Source organism: Donghicola sp. XS_ASV15, from assembly GCF_041224595.1.
Classification (GTDB): Bacteria; Pseudomonadota; Alphaproteobacteria; order Rhodobacterales; family Rhodobacteraceae; genus Donghicola.
In genome coordinates, this window is sequence record NZ_JBGFGN010000162.1 from 94,729 (window position 1) to 119,881 (window position 25,153).

28 protein-coding genes are annotated in these 25,153 nt (G+C 59.5%); 17 read left to right on the plus strand and 11 right to left on the minus strand.

Annotated elements, in window-relative coordinates; all coding sequences use genetic code 11:
- The first annotated feature begins 47 nt into the window (after positions 1-47).
- Genes AB9K37_RS16865 through AB9K37_RS16875 form a run of 3 tightly spaced genes read left to right on the plus strand, consistent with a single transcriptional unit; the run spans position 48 to position 2,359 of the window.
- Positions 48-722, plus strand: a complete 675-nt coding sequence (locus AB9K37_RS16865) for a cell division ATP-binding protein FtsE (RefSeq protein ID WP_369840911.1) — start codon at positions 48-50, stop codon at positions 720-722.
- Positions 719-1,621, plus strand: a complete 903-nt coding sequence (locus tag AB9K37_RS16870) for a cell division protein FtsX (RefSeq protein WP_369840913.1) — start codon at positions 719-721, stop codon at positions 1,619-1,621. Before AB9K37_RS16865 ends, AB9K37_RS16870 begins: the two co-directional genes overlap by 4 nt.
- On the plus strand, positions 1,622-2,359 hold the full coding sequence (locus AB9K37_RS16875; protein ID WP_369840915.1) for a lysophospholipid acyltransferase family protein: 738 nt from the start codon (positions 1,622-1,624) through the stop codon (positions 2,357-2,359).
- A 155-nt stretch (positions 2,360-2,514) separates the two neighbouring features.
- Here the strand turns inward: AB9K37_RS16875 and AB9K37_RS16880 are convergent, their stop codons facing one another.
- The 9 genes from AB9K37_RS16880 to sucC form a co-directional block, all read right to left on the minus strand.
- On the minus strand, positions 2,515-2,832 hold the full coding sequence (locus AB9K37_RS16880; RefSeq protein WP_369840917.1) for a hypothetical protein: 318 nt from the start codon (positions 2,830-2,832) through the stop codon (positions 2,515-2,517).
- An 81-nt stretch (positions 2,833-2,913) separates the two neighbouring features.
- Entirely contained in the window at positions 2,914-3,792 is an 879-nt protein-coding gene (locus AB9K37_RS16885) for a GNAT family N-acetyltransferase (protein ID WP_369840919.1), read from the minus strand.
- Between the two features lie 130 nt (positions 3,793-3,922).
- Positions 3,923-5,311 carry a dihydrolipoyl dehydrogenase gene (gene lpdA / locus AB9K37_RS16890; RefSeq protein WP_303967453.1) on the minus strand — a complete coding sequence of 463 codons (1,389 nt, stop codon included), beginning with the start codon at positions 5,309-5,311 and terminating at the stop codon, positions 3,923-3,925.
- A 102-nt stretch (positions 5,312-5,413) separates the two neighbouring features.
- A complete protein-coding gene (locus AB9K37_RS16895; protein WP_369840921.1) occupies positions 5,414-5,824 on the minus strand; it encodes an MAPEG family protein in 411 nt (136 codons plus the stop codon).
- Positions 5,825-5,890: 66 nt separating this feature from the next.
- The gene (gene odhB, locus AB9K37_RS16900; protein WP_369840923.1) at positions 5,891-7,411 is read right to left on the minus strand and encodes a 2-oxoglutarate dehydrogenase complex dihydrolipoyllysine-residue succinyltransferase; all 1,521 of its coding nucleotides are present in this window, start codon (positions 7,409-7,411) and stop codon (positions 5,891-5,893) included.
- Positions 7,412-7,415: 4 nt separating this feature from the next.
- Positions 7,416-10,382 carry a 2-oxoglutarate dehydrogenase E1 component gene (locus AB9K37_RS16905; protein ID WP_369840925.1) on the minus strand — a complete coding sequence of 989 codons (2,967 nt, stop codon included), beginning with the start codon at positions 10,380-10,382 and terminating at the stop codon, positions 7,416-7,418.
- Between the two features lie 101 nt (positions 10,383-10,483).
- A complete protein-coding gene (gene sucD / locus AB9K37_RS16910; protein WP_369840927.1) occupies positions 10,484-11,365 on the minus strand; it encodes a succinate--CoA ligase subunit alpha in 882 nt (293 codons plus the stop codon).
- A gap of 169 nt (positions 11,366-11,534) precedes the next feature.
- Positions 11,535-11,792, minus strand: coding sequence for a hypothetical protein (locus AB9K37_RS16915; RefSeq protein ID WP_369840929.1), 258 nt, complete (start codon positions 11,790-11,792; stop codon positions 11,535-11,537).
- Between the two features lie 2 nt (positions 11,793-11,794).
- Positions 11,795-12,988 (minus strand): ADP-forming succinate--CoA ligase subunit beta, encoded by a 1,194-nt coding sequence (gene sucC, locus AB9K37_RS16920; RefSeq protein WP_369840931.1) that lies wholly within the window; start codon positions 12,986-12,988, stop codon positions 11,795-11,797.
- A 167-nt stretch (positions 12,989-13,155) separates the two neighbouring features.
- On the opposite strand from sucC, the gene AB9K37_RS16925 reads away from it, so the two are divergent.
- Positions 13,156-14,163 (plus strand): glycosyltransferase family 2 protein, encoded by a 1,008-nt coding sequence (locus AB9K37_RS16925; protein WP_369840933.1) that lies wholly within the window; start codon positions 13,156-13,158, stop codon positions 14,161-14,163.
- A 53-nt stretch (positions 14,164-14,216) separates the two neighbouring features.
- Here the strand turns inward: AB9K37_RS16925 and mdh are convergent, their stop codons facing one another.
- A complete protein-coding gene (mdh, locus tag AB9K37_RS16930; protein WP_369840935.1) occupies positions 14,217-15,179 on the minus strand; it encodes a malate dehydrogenase in 963 nt (320 codons plus the stop codon).
- Between the two features lie 161 nt (positions 15,180-15,340).
- Between mdh and AB9K37_RS16935 the strand changes: the two genes are divergently transcribed.
- The 13 genes from AB9K37_RS16935 to AB9K37_RS16995 all read left to right on the plus strand — a co-directional run bounded on the left by AB9K37_RS16935 (position 15,341) and on the right by AB9K37_RS16995 (position 24,327).
- Positions 15,341-16,096 carry a sulfite exporter TauE/SafE family protein gene (locus AB9K37_RS16935; RefSeq protein WP_369840937.1) on the plus strand — a complete coding sequence of 252 codons (756 nt, stop codon included), beginning with the start codon at positions 15,341-15,343 and terminating at the stop codon, positions 16,094-16,096.
- An 87-nt stretch (positions 16,097-16,183) separates the two neighbouring features.
- Positions 16,184-17,041, plus strand: coding sequence for a CoA ester lyase (locus AB9K37_RS16940; RefSeq protein WP_072707857.1), 858 nt, complete (start codon positions 16,184-16,186; stop codon positions 17,039-17,041).
- A 6-nt stretch (positions 17,042-17,047) separates the two neighbouring features.
- The gene (locus AB9K37_RS16945) at positions 17,048-17,599 is read left to right on the plus strand and encodes an NnrU family protein (RefSeq protein ID WP_369840939.1); all 552 of its coding nucleotides are present in this window, start codon (positions 17,048-17,050) and stop codon (positions 17,597-17,599) included.
- Positions 17,600-17,604: 5 nt separating this feature from the next.
- Positions 17,605-17,811, plus strand: a complete 207-nt coding sequence (locus AB9K37_RS16950; protein WP_369840940.1) for a DUF1737 domain-containing protein — start codon at positions 17,605-17,607, stop codon at positions 17,809-17,811.
- A 1-nt stretch (position 17,812) separates the two neighbouring features.
- Positions 17,813-18,844, plus strand: a complete 1,032-nt coding sequence (locus AB9K37_RS16955; protein WP_369840941.1) for a MaoC family dehydratase — start codon at positions 17,813-17,815, stop codon at positions 18,842-18,844.
- Between the two features lie 181 nt (positions 18,845-19,025).
- On the plus strand, positions 19,026-19,418 hold the full coding sequence (sdhC, locus tag AB9K37_RS16960; protein ID WP_369840942.1) for a succinate dehydrogenase, cytochrome b556 subunit: 393 nt from the start codon (positions 19,026-19,028) through the stop codon (positions 19,416-19,418).
- Positions 19,419-19,432: 14 nt separating this feature from the next.
- Entirely contained in the window at positions 19,433-19,804 is a 372-nt protein-coding gene (gene sdhD, locus AB9K37_RS16965; RefSeq protein ID WP_072707847.1) for a succinate dehydrogenase, hydrophobic membrane anchor protein, read from the plus strand.
- Positions 19,805-19,819: 15 nt separating this feature from the next.
- Positions 19,820-21,625 carry a succinate dehydrogenase flavoprotein subunit gene (sdhA, locus tag AB9K37_RS16970; protein WP_369840944.1) on the plus strand — a complete coding sequence of 602 codons (1,806 nt, stop codon included), beginning with the start codon at positions 19,820-19,822 and terminating at the stop codon, positions 21,623-21,625.
- Positions 21,625-21,954 carry a hypothetical protein gene (locus AB9K37_RS16975; protein WP_369840946.1) on the plus strand — a complete coding sequence of 110 codons (330 nt, stop codon included), beginning with the start codon at positions 21,625-21,627 and terminating at the stop codon, positions 21,952-21,954. Before sdhA ends, AB9K37_RS16975 begins: the two co-directional genes overlap by 1 nt.
- Positions 21,955-21,966: 12 nt before the next feature.
- Positions 21,967-22,746 carry a succinate dehydrogenase iron-sulfur subunit gene (locus AB9K37_RS16980; protein ID WP_072707842.1) on the plus strand — a complete coding sequence of 260 codons (780 nt, stop codon included), beginning with the start codon at positions 21,967-21,969 and terminating at the stop codon, positions 22,744-22,746.
- A 178-nt stretch (positions 22,747-22,924) separates the two neighbouring features.
- On the plus strand, positions 22,925-23,077 hold the full coding sequence (locus tag AB9K37_RS16985) for a hypothetical protein (RefSeq protein ID WP_177218579.1): 153 nt from the start codon (positions 22,925-22,927) through the stop codon (positions 23,075-23,077).
- A 105-nt stretch (positions 23,078-23,182) separates the two neighbouring features.
- The gene (locus AB9K37_RS16990; protein WP_369840948.1) at positions 23,183-23,395 is read left to right on the plus strand and encodes a hypothetical protein; all 213 of its coding nucleotides are present in this window, start codon (positions 23,183-23,185) and stop codon (positions 23,393-23,395) included.
- Positions 23,396-23,481: 86 nt separating this feature from the next.
- Positions 23,482-24,327 carry an urea carboxylase-associated family protein gene (locus tag AB9K37_RS16995; protein ID WP_369840950.1) on the plus strand — a complete coding sequence of 282 codons (846 nt, stop codon included), beginning with the start codon at positions 23,482-23,484 and terminating at the stop codon, positions 24,325-24,327.
- A 3-nt stretch (positions 24,328-24,330) separates the two neighbouring features.
- On the opposite strand, the gene deoD is transcribed toward AB9K37_RS16995, so the two are convergent.
- Positions 24,331-25,035, minus strand: coding sequence for a purine-nucleoside phosphorylase (deoD, locus tag AB9K37_RS17000; protein ID WP_369840952.1), 705 nt, complete (start codon positions 25,033-25,035; stop codon positions 24,331-24,333).
- Between the last annotated feature and the right edge of the window lie 118 nt (positions 25,036-25,153).

A 25,153-nucleotide genomic window follows, 5' to 3' on the forward strand; every position in this document is an offset into this window, starting at 1 on the left:
TAGCGTACGGCAAAAGCGTATCGGACAGGAAAAGCGAGGGGCGAGTGGTGATCGAGCTGGACAACATGGCTTACAGCTATGGCGGTGGGGAGCTGCTGAGCGGTGTCTCGTTGCAGTTGCAGCCTGGGGCTTTTCACTTTCTGACCGGCCCGTCCGGGGCAGGCAAAACAACGTTTTTGCGCCTGTGTTACGGCGATTTGACGGCGACGGCAGGCAGTGTGCGGCTGTTTGGTCAGGACGTCCGTGATCTCACCCGAGATGATCTGGCCATCATGCGTCGCCGGGTCGGGGTCGTGCATCAGGACTGCCAGTTTCTGGATCACTTGCCGCTCCATGAAAACATCGCACTTCCGCTGACAGTTTCCGGCCAAGGCGGAAACGAGGACGCCAATTTGCGCGAATTGATTCAGTGGGTTGGGTTGTCGCACCGCGCGCGGGCGCTGCCGCCAGAGCTTTCGGGTGGTGAACGTCAAAGAGCGGCGCTGGCGCGGGCGGTGATCATGTCACCTGATGTTATTCTTGCAGACGAACCGACGGGCAACGTGGATTGGGAGATGTCCCAGCGCCTGTTGACTTTGCTGATTGAGCTGAACCGGTTGGGCAAAACAGTGCTGATCGCGACGCACGATCTGGCGCTGATCCGCGCGGCGAAGTCGCAGGTCCAAGTGCGCGTGCTGCGGATCGCGAACAGGAAACTGCAATTTGCGGGGGCTGATCTATGAACCCTCTTCGCTGGATTCTGTCAATTTTCGCGTCGGATTCGCAGGCTGACCGTGTGGTTCCGCCAACCGGCCACACCGTCCGACTGACCCTGTTCAGCGCCGCGGCCATGGCTTTTCTCGCTGTGTTTGCGATGGCTTTGTCTATGGCGACAGGGCGTTTGGCCGTGCGCTGGGGGGACGAATTGGCGCGCTCTTCGACGATCCGGATTTCTGCACCCGAAGCGCAGATGACGGCCCAGACCGAAGCGGCTTTGCGCGTTTTGTCGACCACGCCGGGAATCAAGAGCGCCCGCGCGCTGACCGACGAAGAGCAGCAGGCGCTACTGGCCCCTTGGTTTGGGAATGGTGTCGCCTTGGATGCGCTATCTGTCCCGCAACTGATCGAGGTTGTCGAAGAAGGCGAGGGATACGACGCAAATGGTTTGCGTTTGCGTTTGCAGGCCGAAGTTCCCGGCGCGACTCTGGACGACCACGCGCAGTGGCGCAAACCCTTGATCCGCGCGGCGATCAGCCTGCGGCGGCTCGGCACTCTGTCACTCTTGTTGATTGGGGGCACCACGGCGGCGATGATTACCTTGGCGGCGACCGCGGCCTTGGCGGCGAACGCACAGGTCATTCGTGTGCTGCGTCTGGTAGGGGCGACCGACGTTTACATCGCCAGCGCGTTTGTACGGCGGTTTACCGTGCGGGCGCTGTTTGGTGGAGTGATCGGAACCGTGATTGGAATGGTCGCGGTGTTCCTGCTGCCAAGCGCACAGACCGAGGGAGGCTTTCTGACCGGGCTTGGTTTTCAGGGCTGGCAATGGGCTTGGCCCTTGGCGATCCCGCCCTTGGGGGCTGTTGTGGCTTATTTCGCGACCCGCGCGGCCGCGATGCGGACGTTGAGAGGACTGCGATAAATGGCAAAGGCGTGGCGTTGGGTCAGATCCATTGTGTTCTTGATCCAGATGTATCTGATGATGCCCGTGCTTGGGCTGCTTTACCTGCCTTGGGCGCTTGTTGACCGCCGCGGCGCTTATGGGGGGATCCATGCCTATTGCAAATGGGTGCGATGGACCGCGTCATGGATGGTGGGCCTGCGGACAGAAATTCGCGGAACCGTCCCGACAGGTGAAGTGATCGTCGCCTCGAAGCACCAGAGTTTTCTGGATATCATCATGATTGCCAGCGTTGTGCCGCGCCCGAAATACATCATGAAGGCGAGCCTGCGTTTTGCCCCTGTGCTGGGGTGGTATGCGGGCCGCATTGGCTGCGTGGCAGTTGAACGCGGCAAACGGGCCGAAGCGATGCGCAACATGGTCCAGCAAGTAAAGCATGGGGATACGCCTGCCGGTCAGTTGATCATTTACCCCCAAGGCACCCGGGTCGCACCGGGTGTTGATGCCCCCTACAAAATCGGGGCTGGCGTGCTGTATCGTGAGACTGGACAAGACTGTGTCCCCGCCGCGACGAATGTCGGGGTCTTTTGGCCGCGTACTGGGATTTACCGAAAGCCGGGTCTTGCAGTGGTCGAATTCCTAGAGCCGATCCCAGCAGGCGCACGGATCGAGAGCATGATGGAGGTTCTCAAGGATGTCGTCGAAACGCGGTCTGACGCCCTGATGGCCGAAGCCGGTTTTAACGTTATCAAAAAATAGATTTTTTTCGCGGGTGCAGCGACGGAAGCCAACGAAGGCTTCGTTTAACCTGATGTCTGCCGCACTTTGACCCTTTGCGGCATTCGCACCGCTCACAAGTTCGCTTGTGAAACTGCGCCGGATGAGCCTGATCCTCGCTCATCCGGCCTTTTTTATCAGCGAGAGACCTCGAGAATGGTCCACTTCTGAACCTGACCCAGAACCGTCCCGCCGTTCATTTTGATACGGTCGTTAATTGCACCGGTCTCGTGGCTGGGGCAGCCAATCAATTTATGGTTTTCGGAGATGGTAAATGCCTGCGTCGCTTCGTTTGGCGTCAGCACCTGGCACACGTCATAGGTATATGGATAGGGACGCACGGCATCGAGCTCATTCATCTCTGGTGTTGTGTAGATGGCGCGATCTGGCGGAGTGTTTTGCATACAGGCGGTCAAGGCAAGCGGTATCAGCAGGAACGCGATTGGCGTCTTCATCTTTGAAACTTTCAATTCATTTAAAAATAGATAAGCGATGCATAGTGCAGACCTTGATATCAACGGGCAAGGGTTTCGGCGCTACTCTAGCGATTTTTCAAAGAAGTGGTCGGGGTAGGGATCATCATTGAAACGATCAATCTGGGTCCACCCGGTCGTCTGGTAAAGGCGGATCGCCTCGGGGAGGGCGCTGTTAGTATCAAGGCGCAGGGTTTTGATGCCGAGGGTACGCGCGCGGTCTTCTGCGTCGTTCATCAGTCGTTTGGCGAGCCCGAGGCCGCGCGCGGATGGGGCGATCCACAGGCGCTTGACCTCAGCGATCGGGCCAGCGTTGCCTTTGATCCCGACGCAGCCAATCGGCATCCCGTCCGACAGTGCCACCAGGAATGCCCCACGCGGGGGGATCATGTCGGTTGCCTGCGGGTCGCAGGATAAATTGACGTCGAAGCCGGTTTTGAAGCGGCGCCCCAGTTCGGCATAGTATTCGTTCAGGCAGAACAGGGATTGAGGGGCACGCGGGTCGCGTTCCTCGATCACGATCCGGTCTTGGCCGAGGGCGCTGGCGATCAGATCCATCGCAGCGAGCAACGCTTCGGGGCGCGGGTGACGGTCCAGCAGGTCAGCGGCGCGGGTATTACTGATCTTTTCGTAAGCGGTGAATTCGGCCTGTCCTGCTGGGGTGAGCGCGGCAATGCGCGCGCGGGCGTCAGTGGGGCTGGGGGATAGGGTGATTAGGTCTTCGCCCTCGAGCTGGCGCAAGAGGCGGCTGAGGAGCCCTGAGTCGAGGTTCAGGTAGGTGCGCAGGTCTGCCACGTCGGCATGCCCGTGGCCGATGGCATTCAGGACGCGGGCTGCACCAAGAGACCGACCGCGTCCGAGGAAGGACTCATCAAGCGCGCCCACCTCTGTCGTGACAGAGCGGGCAAAGCGGCGGAAGCGGGAGATCGGATCATGGGTCATTTGTCTGACTTATGTCAGGTAAATTGGGCGCGCAAGGGGGATTGGCGTAGCGGCTGGCAGGGCCCCTCTGACCCAAAGGAAAAACCCCCGCGCGGGGCGGGGGTTTTGCAGGTTTTGTCGATTTGGCGCCTTAGGCGTGGATCGCGCCATCCCCGCAAGCCAGAGCGGCTTCGCGCACGGCTTCGGAGTAGGTCGGGTGCGCGTGGCAGGTCAGGGCCAGATCTTCGGCGGAGGCGCCGAACTCCATCGCAACGCAGACCTCGTGGATCAGGTCACCGGCCATCGGGCCGATAATGTGTGCGCCGAGGATGCGGTCGGTTTCCTTGTCCGCGATGATCTTGACGAAGCCATCGGCGGCGAAGTTCGCCTTGGCGCGGCCATTGCCCATGAAGCTGAACTTGCCGACCTTGTAGGCGCGGCCTTCGGATTTCAGCTGCTCTTCGGTGGCGCCAACGCTGCCAACCTCGGGGTGGGTGTAGATCACGCCGGGGATGACGCCGTAGTTCACGTGGCCATGCTTGCCCGCGATGACTTCGGCGGCGGCCATGCCTTCGTCTTCGGCTTTGTGCGCCAGCATCGGGCCGGTGATGACGTCGCCGATCGCGTAGATGCCGGGGACGTTGGTCTGCCATTGGGCATTGGTCTTGATCTGGCCGCGCTCGGTCATCTCAACACCAAGGTCAGCAAGGCCGAGGCCATCGGTGAAGGGTTTGCGCCCGGTGGCGACCAGAACGACATCTGCGTCGAGCGTGTGCTCGCTGTCGTCCTTTTTGAGCTTGTAGGTGACTTTGGCTTTGGACTTCGAGGTTTCGACGCCCTGCACCGCGGCACCCAGAACAAATTCGAGGCCCTGCTTTTGCAGCAGCTTCTGGAAGGTGCGGGCCACTTCGGCATCCTGACCGGGGGTGATCGCGTCCATGTATTCCACTACGGTCACTTCGGCGCCGAGGCGCTTGTAGACCGAGCCCAGTTCCAGACCAATGACGCCTGCGCCGATGACGACCATTTTCTTGGGGGTCTTGGGCAGGGACAGGGCGCCGGTCGAGGACACGACGATCTCTTCGTCGATCTCGACGCCGGGCAGGGTCGCGACTTCGGAGCCGGACGCGATGATGATGTTCTTGGCCTCGTGGACTTCGTCACCGACTTTGACTTTGCCGGCCTCGGGGATGGTCGCCCAACCTTTGATCCAGTCGACTTTGTTCTTTTTGAACAGGAACTCGATGCCTTTGGTGTTCTGGCCGATCACGTCGTCCTTGTAGGAGAGCATCTGTTTCCAGTCGACGCTGGGGGATTTGCCCTTAAGGCCCATCTTGGCGAAGTTGTGCTCTGCCTCGTGCAGCTGGTGGGTGGCGTGCAGCAGGGCTTTGGACGGGATGCAGCCCACGTTCAGGCAGGTGCCGCCAAGGGTTTCTCGACCCTCGACACAGGCGGTTTTCAGGCCGAGCTGTGCGGCACGAATGGCGGAGACATAGCCGCCGGGGCCAGAGCCGATCACGATCACGTCGTAGGATGCCATTTTCGAAGTTCCTTTCTGGTGGTCTAGGGCGGGGGCGCTGCCCCCGGACCCCCGGGGTATTTGTGCCAAGAAAGAGGTCTTGGCGTTATGAGCGGACGCTGGTCAGAGCAGGGCGGCGACCAGCATAAGGGTTGTGGCAAGAAAGCCCACTGCCCAGATGAGCGAGCGCCAAGGCACCCAGCCAAAGGCATAGGCGGGCACGTAGAGGACACGGGCAATCAGGTAGATCCAAGCGCAGGTTCCGGTCAGGGCAGTGGACTGGCCGGAGACGGTGATCACGAGGCAGGCGATCGAGAACAGGATCAGCCCCTCGAAATGGTTGTTTAATGCGCGAAAGAGGCGGCCAGTGCGGACAGAGACCTGTTCGATCAGCGGCTTGCCAAGGCGGTCGGGGTCGCGGGGGCCGAGGGTCTTGCCTTGTCCCAACTCAAGATTGGCTGGGACCGACATCAGGACGAATTGAACGACCTGGAGCAAGGCGGCGAGGGTGAGGACTGTGAGTTCGGTCGTCATTTTCGGGCGCCTATGCGGCAAGGAGAAGGGGCGCCCCCACCAGCGCGTGGTCGGGGCGGTGTGGTTTTAGATGTCCATCAGCAGGCGACGGGGATCTTCGAGCGCTTCTTTGACGCGCACGAGGAAGGTCACAGCGCCTTTGCCGTCGACGATACGGTGGTCGTAGGACAGCGCGAGGTACATCATGGGACGGATTTCGACCTTGCCGTTGATGGCCATGGGACGATCCTGGATCTTGTGCATGCCGAGGATACCCGACTGCGGGGGGTTCAGGATCGGCGAGGACATCAGCGAGCCGTAGACGCCGCCGTTCGAGATGGTGAACGAACCGCCCTGCATCTCTGCCATGGACAGCTTGCCGTCACGGGCGCGGCGACCTTTTTCACCGATCTCTTTTTCGATCTCGGCAAACGACTTCTGGTCGACGTCACGCAGGACGGGAACAACTAGACCCTGAGGGGTGCCAGCCGCGATGCCCATGTGGACGTAGTTTTTGTAGACCACTTCGTTGCCGTCGATCTCGGCGTTCACCTCGGGCACTTCTTTCAGAGCGTGCACACAGGCTTTGGTGAAGAACGACATGAAGCCCATGCGGACGCCGTGCTTCTTCTCGAAGGCATCTTTGTAGGTTTTGCGCAGTTCCATCACCTCGGTCATGTCCACCTCGTTGTAGGTGGTGAGCATGGCTGCGGTGTTCTGCGCGTCCTTCAGGCGGCGCGCGATGGTCTGGCGCAGGCGGGTCATCTTGACGCGCTCTTCACGCGATGCGTCGTCTGCGTTGACGGGGCCACGGGGCGCTGCCGAAGCGGCGGGCGCAGGGGCAGCCGAGGTTGCAGCAGCAGCTGCGGCTGCAGCTTTGGCGACGTCCTCTTTCATGATGCGACCGTCGCGGCCCGAACCCTGAACTTGATCTGCGGACAGACCGGCTTCGGCCATGGCTTTCTTGGCAGCGGGTGCGTGCTCGACATCCTTGCCGGTCGACGACGATGCTGCGGGCGCTGCGGCAGGGGCCGACGCAGGTGCAGCCGCGGCAGCGCCGTCACCCGATGCGATGACACCCAGCTTGCCGCCGGCTTCGACGGTGGAGCCTTCGTCAAACAGGATCTCTGTCAGAGTGCCAGCAGCGGGCGAGGGAACCTCGACCGACACCTTGTCGGTTTCCAGTTCGCACAGCATTTCGTCCTGAGCGACAGTGTCGCCGACCTTTTTGAACCATGTCGACACGGTCGCTTCGGTGACCGACTCGCCCAAGGTTGGGACCATCACGTCAACCGAGGATCCGCCCGACGCCGCGGGGGCTTCGGCAGGTGCTTCGGATTTGGCGGCTGGTGCAGCAGGTGCTGCCGCTTCGCCGGATTCCGAAATGTTGGCGAGCAGGGCGTCGACGCCCACGGTGTCGCCCTCGTTTGCAACGATTTCGGCCAGAGTGCCTGCGGCGGGGCTGGGGACTTCGACGGTGACCTTGTCGGTTTCCAGCTCACACAGCATTTCATCTGCTTCAACACGGTCGCCGGGCTTTTTGAACCAGGTGGCGACGGTTGCTTCGGTCACGGATTCGCCCAGGGTGGGAACGCGGACTTCAGTCATTTGCTTAGTTTCCTTCGATGGTCAGCGCCTCGTCGACGAGCGCCTGTTGTTGTGCTTTGTGCTGCGATGCCAGACCGGTGGCGGGCGATGCGCTGGGGGCGCGGCCGACATAACGGGGGCGGCTGTGTTTTGCTTTGATGCGGCCCAGAACCCATTCGATGTTGGGTTCGATAAAGGTCCATGCGCCCTGGTTTTTGGGCTCTTCCTGACACCAGATCATCTCTGCGTTCGGGAAGCGTTCCAGTTCCTTGACCAGCGAGATCGCGGGGAAGGGGTAGAACTGCTCGATCCGCATCAGGTAGACATCGTCGATGCCGCGGGCGTCACGCTCTTCGAGCAGGTCGTAGTAAACCTTGCCCGAGCACATGACGACGCGCTTGATCTTGTCATCGGACGCCAGAGTGGTTTCCGAATTGCCGCCGCGCTCCGCATCGTCCCACAGGACACGGTGGAAGCTGGAACCGGTGGTAAAGTCCTCGGCCTTGCTGACGGCCAATTTGTGGCGCAGCAGGGATTTCGGGGTCATCAGAACCAGCGGCTTGCGGTAGCTGCGGTGCATCTGGCGGCGCAGGATGTGGAAGTAGTTCGCCGGAGTCGAGCAGTTCGCCACGATCCAGTTGTCCTGACCACACATCTGTAGGAAGCGTTCCAGACGGGCCGAGCTGTGCTCGGGGCCCTGACCTTCGAAGCCGTGGGGCAGCAGACAGACCAGACCGGACATCCGCAGCCACTTGCTTTCGCCAGAGCTGACAAACTGGTCGAACATGATCTGCGCGCCGTTGGCGAAGTCACCAAACTGGGCTTCCCACAGGACCAGAGCGTTGGGCTCTGCCAGCGAGTAACCGTATTCAAAGCCCAGAACCGCGTATTCCGACAGCATCGAGTCGATGACTTCGTAGCGGGCCTGACCTTCGCGGATGTTGTTCAGCGGGTAGTAGCGCTGTTCGGTCGACTGGTCGATGAAGGCCGAGTGACGCTGCGAGAAGGTGCCGCGGGTCGAGTCCTGACCGGCCAGACGCACTGGGTAGCCTTCGGTCAGAAGCGAGCCGAAGGCCAAGGCCTCGCCGGTGGCCCAGTCAAAACCGGCACCGTTTTCGAACATCTTCGCCTTGGCTTCGAGCTGACGCTTGACGGTCTTGTGGATGTCGACCGAGTCCGGCGCGTGGGTCAGCGACTTGCCGACCTCTTCCAGCGTTTCGGGCGCGATGGCAGTTTTGCCGCGCTGGTACTTTTCACCCTGCTTGTTCAGGTGCGACCAGCGGCCATCCAGCCAATCCGCCTTGTTCGGCTTAAAGGTTTTGCCGGTTTCGAACTCGTCGTTCAGATGCGCTTGGAACTGCGCCTTCATATCCTCGATTTCGCCTTCGGGGATCAGGCCGTCTTTGACCAGACGCTCTGTGTACAGGGACAGAGTGGTCTTGTGCGACTTGATCTGCTTATACATCTGCGGGTTGGTAAACATCGGCTCGTCGCCTTCGTTGTGACCGAAGCGGCGGTAGCAGAAGATGTCCAGAACAACGTCTTTGTGGAACTTCTGGCGGAACTCGGTCGCAACCTTGGCCGCGTGCACAACGGCTTCGGGATCGTCGCCGTTCACGTGGAAGATCGGCGCCTCGACCATCAGAGCGATGTCGGTGGGGTAGGGGGACGAGCGCGAGAAGTGCGGCGCAGTGGTGAAGCCAATCTGGTTGTTCACCACGATGTGCATGGTGCCGCCGGTGCGGTGACCGACCAGACCCGACAGACCGAAGCATTCCGCAACGACACCCTGACCAGCAAAGGCCGCGTCGCCGTGCAGCAGTACGGGCAGAACCTGCGTGCGGTCGGTATCACCCAACTGGAACTGTTTCGCGCGCGCTTTACCCAGAACAACAGGGTTCACCGCCTCGAGGTGCGAGGGATTCGCAGTCAGCGACAGGTGCACGCTGTTGCCGTCGAACTCGCGGTCGCTTGATGCGCCGAGGTGGTATTTCACGTCGCCCGACCCATCAACGTCCTCGGGCTTGAAGCTGCCGCCTTGGAATTCGTTAAAGATTGCGCGGTAGGGCTTGTTCATCACGTTGGCCAGAACCGACAGACGGCCGCGGTGAGGCATGCCGATGACGATCTCTTTGACACCCAGCGCGCCGCCGCGCTTGATGATCTGCTCCATCGCGGGGATCAGCGCTTCGCCACCGTCGAGGCCGAAACGCTTGGTGCCCATGTATTTCACGTGCAGGAACTTTTCGAAGCCCTCAGCCTCGACCAGTTTGTTCAGGATCGCGCGGCGGCCTTCGCGGGTGAACTTGATTTCTTTGCCAAAGCCCTCGATGCGCTCTTTGAGCCATGCCGACTGCTCGGGATCCGAGATGTGCATGTACTGCAGGGCAAAGGTGCCGGAGTAGGTGCGTTTGACGATGTCGACGATCTGGCGCATGGACGCGACCTGCAGGCCCAGAACGTTGTCGATAAAGATCGGACGGTCCATGTCGGCTTCGGTGAAGCCGTATGCTTTGGGGTCCAGTTCGGGGTGGGGCTCACGGCCGTGCAGACCCAGCGGGTCCAGATCGGCGGCCAGGTGGCCACGAATACGGTAGGCGCGGATCAGCATCAGCGCGCGGACGGAGTCGAGAACAGCACGCTTGATCTGCTCTTCCGAGACTTCGACGCCCTTTTCGGCGGCTTTGGCTTTGATCTTGTCGCCAGCGCCTTTGACTTCTTTGGCCGCTTCGGGCCATTCGCCGGTCAGAGCCCAGACGTCATCGCCTGCGGGCATCATCGGCCAGTCGCTGCGGCCCCAAGACGGACCTGCGGCTTCTTGTTTGACTTCAACTTCCCCATCACCGAGGGCGGCAAAGAACGCTTGCCACGCTTCGTCTACCGAGTTCGGGTCTGCGGCGTAACGCGCATATAGTTGTTCGATGTATTCGGCGTTGTGTCCCTGCAAGAAGCTTGAGGCATGGAACTGGTCGTTCGGGGATTGATCGGTCATCGCTGCACCTGATTTAGGTTGGACCCGCCCGAGGCGTCCCTCGGGCGGGCTGATGTGTTCGGTCTGACCCTAGCCCCATCGGGGCAGGGTCAGCAAATGGGTTAGCCGATTGCCTTGAGCACAGCTTCGCCGAGAGTTGCGGGGCTGTCCGCAACGACGATGCCTGCCGATTTCATGGCTTCGATCTTGTCTTCTGCGCCACCTTTGCCGCCCGCGACGATCGCGCCGGCGTGACCCATGCGGCGGCCTGGAGGAGCAGTGCGGCCTGCGATGAAGCCAGCAACGGGCTTCCAACGGCCTTTTTTCTTCTGCTCGGCCAGGAATTCAGCAGCTTCTTCTTCTGCCGAACCACCGATCTCACCAATCATGATGATCGACTGGGTTTCAGGATCGTCCAGGAACATGTCCAGCACATCGATGTGCTCGGTGCCTTTGATCGGGTCGCCGCCGATACCGACTGCGGTCGACTGGCCCAGACCGATGTCTGCAGTCTGTTTCACCGCTTCGTAGGTCAGGGTGCCCGAACGCGACACAACGCCGACCGAGCCACGCTTGTGGATGTGGCCGGGCATAATGCCGATCTTACATGCGTCGGGGGTGATGACGCCGGGGCAGTTGGGGCCGATCAGACGCGACTTGCTGTCGATCAGCGCGCGCTTCACCTTCATCATGTCCAGTACCGGGATACCTTCGGTGATGCAGACGATCAGTTCCATTTCCGCGTCGATGGCCTCGAGGATCGAGTCCGCTGCGAAGGGCGGGGGCACGTAGATCACGGTCGCGTTTGCTTCGGTGACGTGCTTGGCTTCGTGAACCGAGTTGAAAACGGGCAGGCCGAGGTGGTCTTGGCCGCCTTTGCCGGGGGTCACACCGCCGACCATCTTGGTGCCGTAGGCGATGGCCTGTTCAGTGTGGAAGGTACCCTGCGACCCGGTGAGGCCCTGACAGATTACCTTGGTGTTTTCGTCGATGAGGACTGCCATGTTCTTGGCTCCTAAATTTTTCTACGAACCGGTCCGGCGAGTTCCGAACCTGAATTGTCCTGTCATTGGAATGAGTGTCCTCGTGCTCTGAACTGCGAGTCTCGCATAACTGGCCGGTTGGCCGATCAGAACTGAAAACACTTATTACCCTTAACAAAACAGTGCGCGGTTATCTGGGCGCGCAAGCCTGACCTTGTGTCGTCTGGATCAGCATGGTGCCGACCGGACAGGTCACTGGCAGATACGTGCCCGATGCGATCGGTCCTGGTGCTGCGCTCAGCGGGATGCCTGCAAGAGGCGCGGGGCGGTCGCCCACATCATACCCGATGAAATCTTCCTGTTGCGTTTCACCCGCCGGATGTTCGGGGGCATTGAAATTTACACAGGCCGAAACAAAAACACAGCCAACCAGAACCAAAAAACGCATACTTAACCTTTCACTGCTTTAACGATCTTCTCCGCGCCGTCGCTGAGGTTGTCTGCGGCAATCACGTCGAGACCAGAGGTGTTAATAATCTCTTTACCCTTTTCGACGTTAGTACCTTCGAGGCGAACGACCAGCGGAACTTGCAGGCCAACCTCTTTTACAGCTGCAATTACGCCTTCTGCGATCACGTCACAGCGCATAATTCCACCAAAGATGTTCACCAGGATACCTTTTACGTTGGGATCCGAGGTGATGATCTTGAACGCTTCGGTGACTTTCTCTTTGGTGGCGCCGCCGCCAACGTCGAGGAAGTTTGCAGGCTCTGCGCCGTAGAGTTTGATGATGTCCATGGTGGCCATCGCCAGACCCGCACCGTTCACCATGCAGCCGATTTCACCGTCCAGAGCGATGTAGTTCAGGTCGTACTTCGACGCTGCCAGCTCTTTGGGGTCTTCTTCGGTTTCGTCGCGCAGGGCTGCAACGTCCGCGTGGCGGTAGACAGCGTTGCCGTCAAAGCCCAGCTTGGCGTCCAGAACCTTGAGGTTGCCGTCTTCCATAACGATCAGCGGGTTGATCTCCAGCATCTCCATGTCCTTCTCGACGAAGGCGGTGTAGAGCTGGCCCATCAGTTTAACGCACTGCTTGACCTGTGCGCCTTCCAGACCCAACGAGAACGCGATGCGGCGGCCGTGGTAGGGCTGGTAGCCGGTTGCAGGATCAACAGAGAAGGACAGGATCTTTTCGGGGGTCGACGCGGCGACTTCCTCGATGTCCATGCCGCCTTCGGTCGAGCAAACGAACGAGATGCGGCTGGTGACGCGGTCAACCAGCAGCGCGAGGTACAGTTCGCGGCTGATGTCCGAGCCATCTTCGATGTAGATGCGGTTCACCTGCTTGCCGGCGGGGCCGGTCTGGTGGGTTACCAGAGTGCGGCCGAGCATCTTCTTGGCTTCTTCGGCTGCTTCTTCAACCGACTTGGCCAGGCGAACACCGCCCTTTTCACCAGCGTCAGCTTCTTTGAAAGTGCCTTTGCCGCGACCACCAGCGTGGATCTGTGCCTTTACAACCCAAAGGGGGCCGTCAAGCTCACCAGCAGCGGTTTTAGCGTCTTCGGCCTTGAGCACGACGCGGCCGTCGCTGACCGGTGCGCCGTATTCGCGCAGCAGTGCTTTGGCCTGATATTCGTGAATGTTCATGGACCTGTCCCATCTTGCTGAAATTCGGTGTACATATACGCCCATGCGATGAGCGTATTAAGGAGTTTTTGCGTGACAGGGTTGAAAATCGGCATATTTCTGCTTTTTGTGATCACAGCTTTTGGGGGTGTGATCACAAGCGTTTCTGGTGTTGCACAAAGATTCGCATGACGTCCGACGCTAACATTAGTTGGTCTGTTGTCATGACGGTCAAGGAGCCCGCTCCGTTGGTTATGGCCAATGTGGGGTGGCACCTGTCCCTCGGGGCGGCAGAGGTGCATGTCTACTTGGACGACCCTGAAGATCAGGTGGCTGATCAACTCATGGTGGTTGATGGGGTCAACGTCATCCGCTGCGATGACGATCACTGGGCCCGGTTGAATGTCCGCAAAGCCGACGGCCGACAGACGCGTCGCCAAGGGGTTAATGCAACGGATGCTTACCGGCGCACTGCCGCCGACTGGATTATCCATTTGGATGCAGACGAGTTTCTGATGCCAGAGCGTCCCGTTAGTCAGCTTATTGCGGAATATGCGCGCAAAGACAGATTTCTGCGGATTCAGCCTTGGGAGCGGACTTATTTGACCGCAGCCGCCCCCGTTTCGATCTTTGAAGGCGGCTTTCGCGTGCCGTATCTTGGCAAGCTCCAAAATGACGAAGAGACATTTTGGCGCTCGACGCGGTTCTTGACCAAGGGTCTGACGGGTCATTCTGTGGGCAAAGCCCTGATGCCGACGCGGCAGGGCTGGCGAATTGGCATTCATTCGCCGAGAGAAGAAACTCGGCGGTTGCAGGGGGATTACGTGCCAGAGATGGCTTTGCTGCACTTCGATGGGATGACGCCTTTGCATTGGATGCTCAAGGTGTTGCGCTATGCGCATCTGCCGCGAGAAATGATCGAAGGGATGCTTGGCGGTCACCGGCGCGAGCAGGTTTTGATGGCCAAGCAGAGGGCACAGGCGCCTGGCGGACTGCTGAAGTTTCACAACCGGCTCAAGGTCACGGATGGCGGGCTGCGCGCCCGTCTGGAAGCGCGGGACATGTTCGTTGATGCGCCTTTTGAACCGGCGGATCAGCTCGCAGCACAACTGGGCTACATGCCCGACCTCTCGGTCGAGGGGTTTGACGCAATGTTGCGCGAGCGGTCGGGCGATCTGCTGGATCGCTTCAAATAAAAAACGCGCGCCGATGAAGGCGCGCGTTCCAAAACGTCAAACCGTTGTGGCGATTATGCCAGCGAGGGGTCGATCTCTTTGCATGCAGCAACGAGGCCTTTGACCGCGTCGACCGACTTGTCGAACATGGCCTGCTCGTCTTTGGACAGCTTGATGTCGACGACTTTTTCGATGCCGTTTTCACCGATGATGGTGGGAACGCCAACGTAGAAGCCTTCGAGGCCGAACGCACCATCAACGTAGGCCGCGCAGGGCAACAGACGTTTCTGGTCTTTCAGGTAGGCTTCGGCCATTTCGATCGCCGAGGTCGCAGGCGCGTAGAACGCCGAGCCGTTGCCTAGGTACTTCACGATTTCTGCGCCGCCATCACGGGTGCGCTGAACGATCGCTTCCAGTTTCTCTGCAGTGGTCCAGCCCATGTCTACCAGATCGGGCAGCGGGATACCGGCTACTGTCGAGTAGCGGGTCAGCGGAACCATGGTGTCGCCGTGGCCACCCAGAACGAACGCGGTCACGTCGCGCATGGAGACGTTGAACTCGAGGCTCAGGAAGTGACGGAAGCGTGCCGAGTCCAGAACGCCGGCCATGCCGCAGACTTTCTCTGCGGGCAGACCCGAGAACTGCTGCAGGGCCCAGACCATCGCGTCGAGCGGGTTGGTGATGCAGATGACGAATGCGTTGGGTGCGTGGGCCTTGATGCCTTCGCCGACCGATTTCATCACCTTCAGGTTGATTCCCAGCAGGTCGTCGCGGCTCATGCCGGGCTTGCGGGGGACACCTGCGGTTACGATGCAAACATCTGCGCCAGCAATGTCGGCGTAGTCCTGAGTGCCCTTCAGTGCGGCGTCAAAGCCAGCAACGGGGCCGGATTCTGCGAGGTCGAGCGCCTTGCCCTGGGGGGTGCCTTCCGCGATGTCGAACAGAACGACGTCGCCGAGTTCTTTCATTGCTGCCAGGTGTGCAAGGGTGCCGCCGATCTGACCTGCGCCGATAAGGGCAATCTTGGGTCGAGCCATGGATTTCATCTCCGGGTCGGTTGAAATTGGGCTTTTGGGTAGTGCTTTGTTTGCGTCCGCGCAAGTGTGCTGCGACGCGGCACAGGGAAATCAGCAGCTTATGTGAACGCTAACCCTATGCTAAAGCCCTATTTGTATGCATTTTTTTGAAAGGAATTTTCGTGATCGATTTTAGTCTTGTCTTTTTTGCGATCACGATCCCGGCCGTGATTTTTGCTGGAATAACAAAGGCGGGCTTCGGGTCGGGGGCGTCATTTGCCTCTGCTTCGATTCTGGCATTGCTGCTTGAACCCGGTATCGCGCTGGGGATCATGCTGCCGCTTTTGATGTTGATGGATGTATTTTCGCTGCGCCCGTACTGGCGGCGCTGGAACGGGCGAGATGCCGTGCGGATCATTATCGGGGCCGCGCCCGGTGTGGCGCTGGGAGCCTATCTCTATGATCTAGCGAATCCGGATGTTTTCCGTCTGCTGATCGGCGGAATCTCTATCGCATTCGTTGTATGGGCGGTTGCGCGAGCCAAGGGTTGGCTAACAGTTTCGGGCGAGCCATTGGGCGTTGGTTGGGGCGCATTTTCGGGTATGATGGCAGGGTTTACCAGCTTTGTCAGTCATGCGGGCGGCCCTCCGGTGGCTGTGTATTTGCTGCGTCAGGGCATGGACAAAACGACGTTCCAAGCGACCACGATCATCGCATTCTGGGCCATCAACCTGATGAAGTTCATTCCCTACTTCGCTTTGGGAATCTTCTCTCAGCAGACCTTTCTCGCGGATTTATTCCTTGCGCCGTTTGCTGTGCTTGGCGTCTACTTGGGTGTGAAGGCGCATCACCTCGTGCCTGAAAAGCCCTTTTTCATCTTCACCTATGTTGCGCTCACGTTGACCGGCGCCAAGCTGATCTTTGACGCATTGTCCTAAAGTATTCTGCGTTGCGGCAAGATTTGGCTTGAAATAGTCGGTCGGAAATGTATCCATCCGCGCAACTTTATTGCGAGGAGATTAGCGATGGACGCGACCACACGGCCCACCCGCTCGGTACTATACATCCCCGGCTCCAAAGAGCGCGCTCTGGAGAAGGCAAAGACTCTGCCTGTCGACGCGATCATCTTTGACCTCGAAGACGCGGTCGCGATCGACGAGAAAGTCGGCGCCCGTGACACCCTGAAGACCGCTCTGGCCGAGGGCGATTACGGCAACCGCCTGAAGATTGTTCGCATCAACGGTCTGGACACTGAATGGGGCGAAGACGATGCCCGCGCGGTGGCAGACATGAACTGCGATGCGGTGCTGCTCCCCAAGGTCGATGGCCCCGCGCAGCTGGATGCTCTGGCGGCTCTGGTCGGCGACAAGCCTTTGTGGGCGATGATGGAGACCTGCGCTGGCATGTTGAACGCCAATGCAATCGCGGCGCATCCGCAGCTCAAGGGCTTTATCATGGGCACAAACGATCTGGCCAAAGAGCTGAACATGCGGTTCCGCGCGGACCGTTTGCCACTGATCACCAGCCTGCAGCTGTGTCTGCTGGCGGCCAAGGCGAATGGCGTGATCGTTGTGGACGGTGTCTATAACGCGTTCAAAGACGACGAAGGTCTGAAGGCTGAATGCGAGCAAGGCCGTGACATGGGCTTTGACGGCAAGACACTGATCCACCCCGCACAGGTCGCGGTCTGCAACGAAGCGTTTGCCCCATCTGAGGCCGAGGTTGATCTGGCCAAACGTCAAATTGCGGCGTTTGAACAGGCAGAAGCCGAAGGGCAGGGCGTTGCCGTGGTCGATGGCAAGATCGTCGAGAACCTTCACATTGTCACTGCAAAGAAAATTCTGGCACAAGCGGAGGCAATTGAAGCTCTAGCCGCGGAGTAAGCCAGAATGCTTATCCTGATCCTCGGTCTCCTGCTCTGGGCAGGGGGCCACTATTACAAGCGAATTCTACCCGCCATCCATGAACAGATGGGGCAAAAGGCCAAGGGCCTGTCGACCCTGCTGATTGTTCTGGGCCTTGCCTTGATGATCGTCGGCTACCGCAATGCCGCGTTTGTCAATGTTTGGTACCCGCCGATGTGGACCGTCCACCTGAATAACTTGCTTATGCTGGTTGCGGTGTTCGTGTTCGGCACGGCGCACACCACGGGCCGACTGCGTGGTTGGACCCGCCACCCGATGCTGATCTCGGTCAAAATCTGGGCGGTGGCGCATTTACTTGTGAACGGGGATCTGGCCTCGATCATCCTGTTTGGCGGGATGCTGCTGTGGGCGGGCATGCAGGTCATGCTGATCAACCGTGCTGAGCCCGAGTGGGAACGCCCCGAAAAGGGCTCTGCCAAAAAGGACATCCTTTTGGTGGTCATCACCTTGGTTGCGTTCGGCGCGATCACTGGCATTCATATGGCCTTGGGCGTCTCGCCCTTCCCACAAGGATAAGACTGATGAGCAAAATCTATCGTTTTTTGACCGAGGACGACACCTCGGCCTTTTGCCACAAGGTATCTCTGGCCCTGTCCAAGGGCTGGGTGCTGGAGGGCAGCCCGACTTATGCGTTTGACCAGTCCACCGGCAAAATGCGGTGCGGTCAGGCGGTCACCAAAGAGATCGCGGGTGAATACACCCCCGACATGAAACTCGGAGAGCAATGACATGAGCAAGACCAACGCGGGACGTTTCTTTGAAGATTATGCAGTGGGCCAAGTAATTGACCACGCGGTTCCGCGGACGGTCTCGGGCGGGGAGCGGGCGCTGTACCACGCGCTCTATCCTGCCCGTCATGCGCTGTATTCGTCGGACGCCTTTGCGCAGGCCAGCGGCCTGCCCAAATCGCCGATGGATGATCTGATCGCATTTCACACCGTGTTCGGCAAAACCGTGCCCGATGTGTCGCTAAACGCGGTCGCGAACCTTGGCTATGCCGAGGGCCGTTTCCTGAAGCCGGTCTATGAGGGCGACACCCTGCGCTCGCGTAGCGAAGTGATCGGGGTCAAAGAGAACTCGAACGGCAAGACCGGCGTGGTCTATGTGCGGACCCAAGGTCTGAACCAGAACGACGAAGTGGTCATGGAATATGTCCGCTGGGTGATGGTCCGCAAACGCGACGTCACCGCGCCTGCGCCGGATGCAGTTGTGCCCGATCTGAAAAAGGTGCTGGCGGTCGAGGATCTGGTGATCCCCGAGGGGTTGGATTTCACCAACTATGACTTCACCTTGGCTGGGGAAGAGCATCGCTGGGCCGATTACGAAGTGGGCGAGAAGATCGACCACGTGGACGGCGTGACCATCGAAGAAGCCGAGCATATGCTAGCGACCCGTCTGTGGCAGAACACCGCGAAGGTTCACTTCGATGCAACCTTCCGCGAAGATGGCAAGCGTCTGATCTACGGCGGTCACGTGATCTCGATGGCGCGTGCACTGTCGTTTAACGGATTGGCCAACGCGCAGATGATCGCGGGGATCAACGGCGGTGCACACGCTAACCCGTGCTTTGCGGGGGACACTGTGAAGTGCTGGACCGAGGTCTTGGATAAGGCCGAAACCAGTGCCCTCGGCGTTGGCGCATTGCGTCTGCGTCTGGTCGCGACAAAGGGCGGCGAACCGTTCAACCTGAAGGGTGAGAACGGGAAATACCTGAGTGAAGTACTCTTGGATCTGGACTACTGGGTTCTGATTCCCTGTTAACGCTAAAACGTGATCACACTTATTAACGGTGTGATCACGTTTCAAAAAAATATGACAGATTCACGGTAAAATGCTGCCCTGCGGCACGTTGGAGCCGTGACAGATCGCGAAAATCAGCTATCACTCTGCGCGAGGCACCGCGGCTGCTTGGGAGTCTGCCGCGCAACCGAAAGGAACACATATGGCTGATGTGAATCGGGGCAACCGCCCGCTCTCACCGCACCTGACGATCTATCGCTTGCCGATTACTGCGATTACGTCGATCCTGACCCGTATCACCGGAAACGCCCTGCTGGTTGCAGCACTGATGACCGTTTGGTGGTTTCTGGCGGCCGCGTCGGGCCCTGAATACTACGACTTTGCCAACGCTGTGATCACCAGCTGGTTTGGCGATCTGGTTATGGCGCTGTCCGTTCTGGGCCTGTGGTACCACACGCTGGCAGGCGTCCGTCACCTGATCTGGGATCAGGTCATCGCTCTGGACATCAAAACCGCCGAAAGCCTGAGCTGGATTGTCATCATCGGATCCGTCGCACTGACCGTGCTGACTTGGATCATCATGCTGATCGCATAAGAGGAGAGAGTCTGATGGCATATCTTACCCCCCGCAAGCGCGCGACTGGCATGGGCTCGGCAAAGTCGGGCGTCGCACATTTCTGGAACATGAAGGTCAGCTCGATCGGTCTTCTGATCCTTGTGCCCCTGTTTGTTTTCACCTTTGGTCCGGCACTGGGCAGCAGCTACGAGGAAATGGTTGCGTATTACCAGCATCCGTTCCCCGCGATCATTGCGATCCTGACCCTTGGTGTTGGTTTCATGCACTTTAAGAACGGTTTTCAGGTTTTGATCGAAGACTATGTTCACGGTGCTGCCGGCCAGTACTCGATCATCGCTATGAACTGCCTGTGCTACGCCGCTGCGGCAACCGGCATCTTCTCGATCATCCGCATCGCACTTTAAGTCAGAGAGGCGCAGATGGCTGCATACGAATACGAAACCCACGATTATGACGTGGTGGTGGTTGGCGCTGGTGGCGCTGGCCTGCGTGCAACCCTTGGCATGGCCGAACAGGGCCTGCGCACCGCTTGTGTGACCAAGGTTTTCCCGACCCGCTCGCACACTGTTGCGGCGCAGGGCGGTATCGCTGCTTCGCTGGGGAACATGGGTCCCGACAGCTGGCAGTGGCACATGTACGACACTGTTAAGGGCTCGGACTGGCTCGGTGACACCGACGCGATGGAATACCTCGCGCGCGAAGCCCCCGCCGCTGTGTACGAACTGGAGCACTATGGTGTGCCCTTCAGCCGTACCGAAGAAGGCAAGATCTACCAGCGTCCCTTTGGTGGTCACACCACCGAGTTCGGCGAAGGCCCGCCCGTACAGCGCACCTGTGCGGCTGCTGACCGGACCGGTCACGCGATCCTGCACACCCTGTACGGCCAGTCGGTCAAGAACAACGCGGAATTCTACATCGAATACTTCGCGCTGGACCTGATCATGTCTGACGACGGCGTCTGCACCGGCGTCGTTTGCTGGAAGCTGGACGACGGCACCATGCACGTCTTCAACGCGAAGATGGTTGTTCTGGCGACCGGCGGTTACGGCCGTGCCTACTTCAGCGCGACCTCGGCCCACACCTGCACCGGCGACGGTGGCGGCATGGTGGCCCGCGCGGGTCTGCCCCTACAGGACATGGAATTCGTCCAGTTCCACCCCACCGGGATCTACGGCGCAGGCTGTCTGATCACCGAGGGTGCGCGCGGCGAAGGCGGCTACCTGACCAACAGCGAAGGCGAGCGGTTCATGGAGCGTTATGCTCCGAACTACAAAGACCTTGCGCCGCGTGACTACGTGTCCCGCTGTATGACCATGGAAATCCGCGAAGGTCGCGGTGTTGGCGCCGAAGGCGACCACATCCACCTGAACCTGTCGCACCTGCCAGCCGAAGCGCTGCACCTGCGTCTGCCCGGTATTTCGGAATCGGCCCGTATCTTTGCTGGCGTCGACGTCACCAAAGAGCCGATCCCCGTTATCCCGACCGTGCACTACAACATGGGCGGCATTCCCACCAACTACTGGGGCGAAGTGCTGAACCCGACCGCCGAAGACCCGACTGCTGTTGTTCCCGGCCTGATGGCTGTGGGCGAAGCGGGCTGTGCTTCGGTACACGGTGCGAACCGTCTCGGCTCGAACTCGCTGATCGACCTCGTGGTCTTTGGCCGCGCTGCCGCGATCCGCGCTGGTGCTGTCGTCGACAAAGAAGCGTCGATCCCCGCGACCAACGTGGCTCAGGTCGAGAAGTGCTTCGATCGCTTCGACGGCGTCCGCAACGCCCAAGGTGGCACTCCCACCGCTGACCTGCGTCTGGAAATGCAGAAGACCATGCAGCGTGACGCCGCCGTCTTCCGTACCGCCGAGACCATGAAGCAGGGTGTCGAGGACATGACCGCCATCGCGGGCAAGATGGGCGACCTGAAGGTCACCGACCGCAGCCTTGTCTGGAACACCGACCTGATGGAATCGCTGGAACTGACCAACCTGATGCCGAACGCGCTGGCCACCATCTACGGTGCCGAAGCCCGTCATGAATCCCGCGGCGCCCACGCGCACGAGGATTACTCGGAGCGCGACGACGAAAACTGGCGTGTGCACACCGTCAGCCGCGTCGATGGCAACAAGGTCGATCTGTCCTACCGTCCGATCATCACCGATCCTCTGACCACCGAGGACCAAGGCGGCATCGAGATCAAGAAAATCGCGCCCAAGGCACGTACCTTCTGATGGGTCTTGCGGGGGCATATCGGGCGGGTTTTCCTGCCGGATTGCTGCTGGGGCTGGCGGCTTGCGGATCGCAAGCACCTGTCTCGCAGGCTCCTGCACCGGCTGACCGGATGGATGCCTATCAGGCTGTCCGTCCGGTGGTTGCAAACTATATTCCTGCGGCGCAGGTTGATGTGGTCACCTCTTGTGTGATCCAGACAGCCCCCGCCGCGGATATTTCGAACTTTGCCCAGACGGGTGGGGCGATCGGCGAACAGCAGACGCTCCGCATTCTGGACCTGATCAAGGCGCATCGCGCCAACGATTGTATCGCGAAACAGCTTCTCTGAGAGGAGAGACCCATGGTTGAATTGGCTCTGCCCAAGAATAGCCGTATCACCACAGGCAAAACCTGGCCCAAGCCCGAGGGCGCGACGAACCTGCGTACCGTGCAGATCTATCGCTGGAACCCTGATGACGGCAAAAACCCCAGCGTCGATACCTACTTTGTCGATATGGACACCTGTGGTCCGATGATTCTGGACGTTCTGATCAAGATCAAGAACGAGATGGACCCCACGCTGGCCTTCCGCCGCTCGTGCCGTGAAGGCATCTGTGGTTCGTGCGCCATGAACATCGACGGCATTAACACGCTGGCCTGTATCTATGGCACCGACGAAGTCAAAGGCGACATCAAGATCTACCCGCTACCCCACATGCCCGTGGTCCGCGACCTGATCCCCGACCTGACGCACTTCTACGCGCAGCACGCCAGCATCATGCCTTGGCTCGAAACCAAGACAAACACACCCGCCAAAGAGTGGAAGCAGTCGATCGAAGACCGCGAGAAGCTAGACGGCCTCTACGAATGTGTGATGTGCGCCTGCTGTTCGACCAGCTGCCCCAGCTACTGGTGGAACGGCGATCGTTACCTCGGGCCAGCAGCGCTGCTGCATGCTTACCGCTGGCTGATTGACAGCCGCGACGAAGCGACCGGCGAGCGTCTGGACAACCTTGAAGACCCCTTCAAGCTGTACCGCTGCCACACCATCATGAACTGCGCGAAAACCTGCCCCAAGGGTCTGAACCCTGCCAAGGCAATCGCGTCGATCAAGAAAATGATGGTTGATCGGGCCTACTGATCATACCAGATCTAGCAATGTTAGCGCGCCGTTACCCAATACTGGGTAGCGGCGCGTTGCGTTTGCGACACAGTTCTAAAGGATATGCTGCACCTGCAAAGATGTAGGGGTGTTCGTCTGGAAAAAGAGGATCATATCAACAGGCAGGGAGGAGCTACCTAGTTCAAAAGGTGCTCACATGTTGGAAGTAAAACTTTCCCCTGCCGACGAAGCTCTCGAGCAAATGTTCGGTTACTACACTCCCGAAGCCGAGTTGGCTGCTCCGGCCCCGACTGCGTTCGAGGAAGAAGCCGCGAACACCGACTACGCGGAATATTTCGAGGCCGCGTAATTTGCGACCTCGCAGCCCCGTGCAGGACCCTCCTCCTTGCACGGGGTTTGCTTTTCCAGCGCAGGCTTTTAGGTCTAGGCGCATGATCCCCAGAGGAGCCCCCGTATGATTGTCGCTGTTGGATTGATCATTGCCTTTGTGCTGGTGCTGATCTTCTCGAACCGCCAAACGCGCAACTGCCGTTGGCGCGAGAACCGGCGCAACGATCGTGACGGCCAGCGCTACTACCACTGTGTCAGTTGCGGGGCAGAGACATGGGGCGATCCAAAGCACCCCCCGAAAGTCTGTCTAAAGCCCGACAAAGACAGCGAGGTCTGACCTCTCCCTAACGTGGTATGTCGCATTTGGGCTTTTTCTGGCGCGCATCCTGTGGCCTTCTTTCTGTCGCAAGACAGGAGACCCCCATGTGTAACGCCCCCTCCGACGCTGAGGCCCGCCGCGCGATCAAGCCTGTGATTTGCTATCCGACGGACACTCTGCCTGAACCCGACATGGCGGTGTATGAAGCGGCGCGCATCGGGGCAAAGATTGTAGATACAGTGATCGTCCCCTCGCGCGAGGCGGCGAGTTTCACGGCGCCTGCGGGGCACTTTTTTCGCATCACGTCGGTCGAAGGGCCTCAGGTCGGCGACCTGAACCTGTGGAATGCGAACGATCTGTCAGAGCGGTTTTTCAGTGGCAAAACCCGCGCCCTGCACGGCACCCATGTCACAACTGGCGATCGTTTGTGGTCTAACCTGCCACATATGCGGCCCATGGCGACGGTCACCCACGACACCTTGTGCTGGTACGGAATCGACCAGTACGGTGGCTCTGTCCACGACGTGATCGGCACACGCTGCGATCCTTACACCCATAACCTGTTGTCCGGCGGGCAATATCACCAATGCTGCCATTCGAACCTGACACGGGCGTTATCGGAACACTCGGGCCTGTCCTTGGCGCAGGCAGAGCCGCACATCCACGATGTCCTGAACGTGTTCATGTGCACGGGATTCACCCGCGACACCGGCCAATATTTCATGAAGGCCAGCCCAGTCCGCCCCGGCGATTACATCGAATTCTTCGCGGAGATCGACCTGCTCGGAGCGCTCAGCGCTTGTCCAGGGGGCGATTGTAGCAGTGAGCATTCCAGCGATATGGCTGCCTGCTATCCGCTGCAAATCGACATCCTGCGCCCCGCCGCAGGGGCACTGGACACATGGCAACCGCCCGCAACAAACGGATACGACCGCAGCCACGGGCAGTAGCCGTCAAGCAAACGCTGCTTCCAAAGCGATCTCCACCATCTCTCCAAAGCTGCGCTCGCGATCCTCGCTTGGCAGAGACTCGCCGGTCTGCAAATGATCCGAAATCGTCAGCACAGCCAAAGCGCGACGTCCATAGCGCGCCGCCAATGTGTACAGCTCGGCCGCTTCCATCTCGACCGCGAGAATGCCGTGACGGGTCATCTGCTCGTTCAGATCAGGGCGCTCGTCATAGAACACGTCAGAGCTATAGATCCCGCCCACATGAGGTACCGACCCCCGCGCTTCGGCCGCCACAACAGCCGCACGCAGCAGCCCAAAATCCGCAGAGGGCGCATAGTTCAACTCGCGGAAAATCCCCGAAGACGGCGTCGACAAGGTTGAACTAGTCATCGCGATCACCAGATCGCGAATTTTGACCTGCGGCTGCATGCCTCCTGCCGATCCGATTCGGATCAGAGTCTGGACTCCGTACTCTTTAATCAGTTCGTTCGCGTAGATCGACAGGGAGGGCATCCCCATTCCGCTGCCCTGAATGGTCACCCGATTCCCGCGCCACATACCGGTGTAGCCGAGCATGCCGCGCACTTCGTTCACCAGTTCCGCCCCCTCCAGAAACTGCTCTGCAGCCCATTTCGCACGATAGGGATCACCCGGCATCAGCACGGTCTCGGCGATTTGCCCTGGCTTTGCGCCAATATGCACTGTCATCTCAAAGACTCCCGTATTTACCTGCCGGTCAAAAAAGAACGGGGCCCGCCGATTGGCAAGCCCCATGCTTCTTTTTGCAATAAATACTCAGCGTCACGGACGGTCCAGCCGCCGCAGA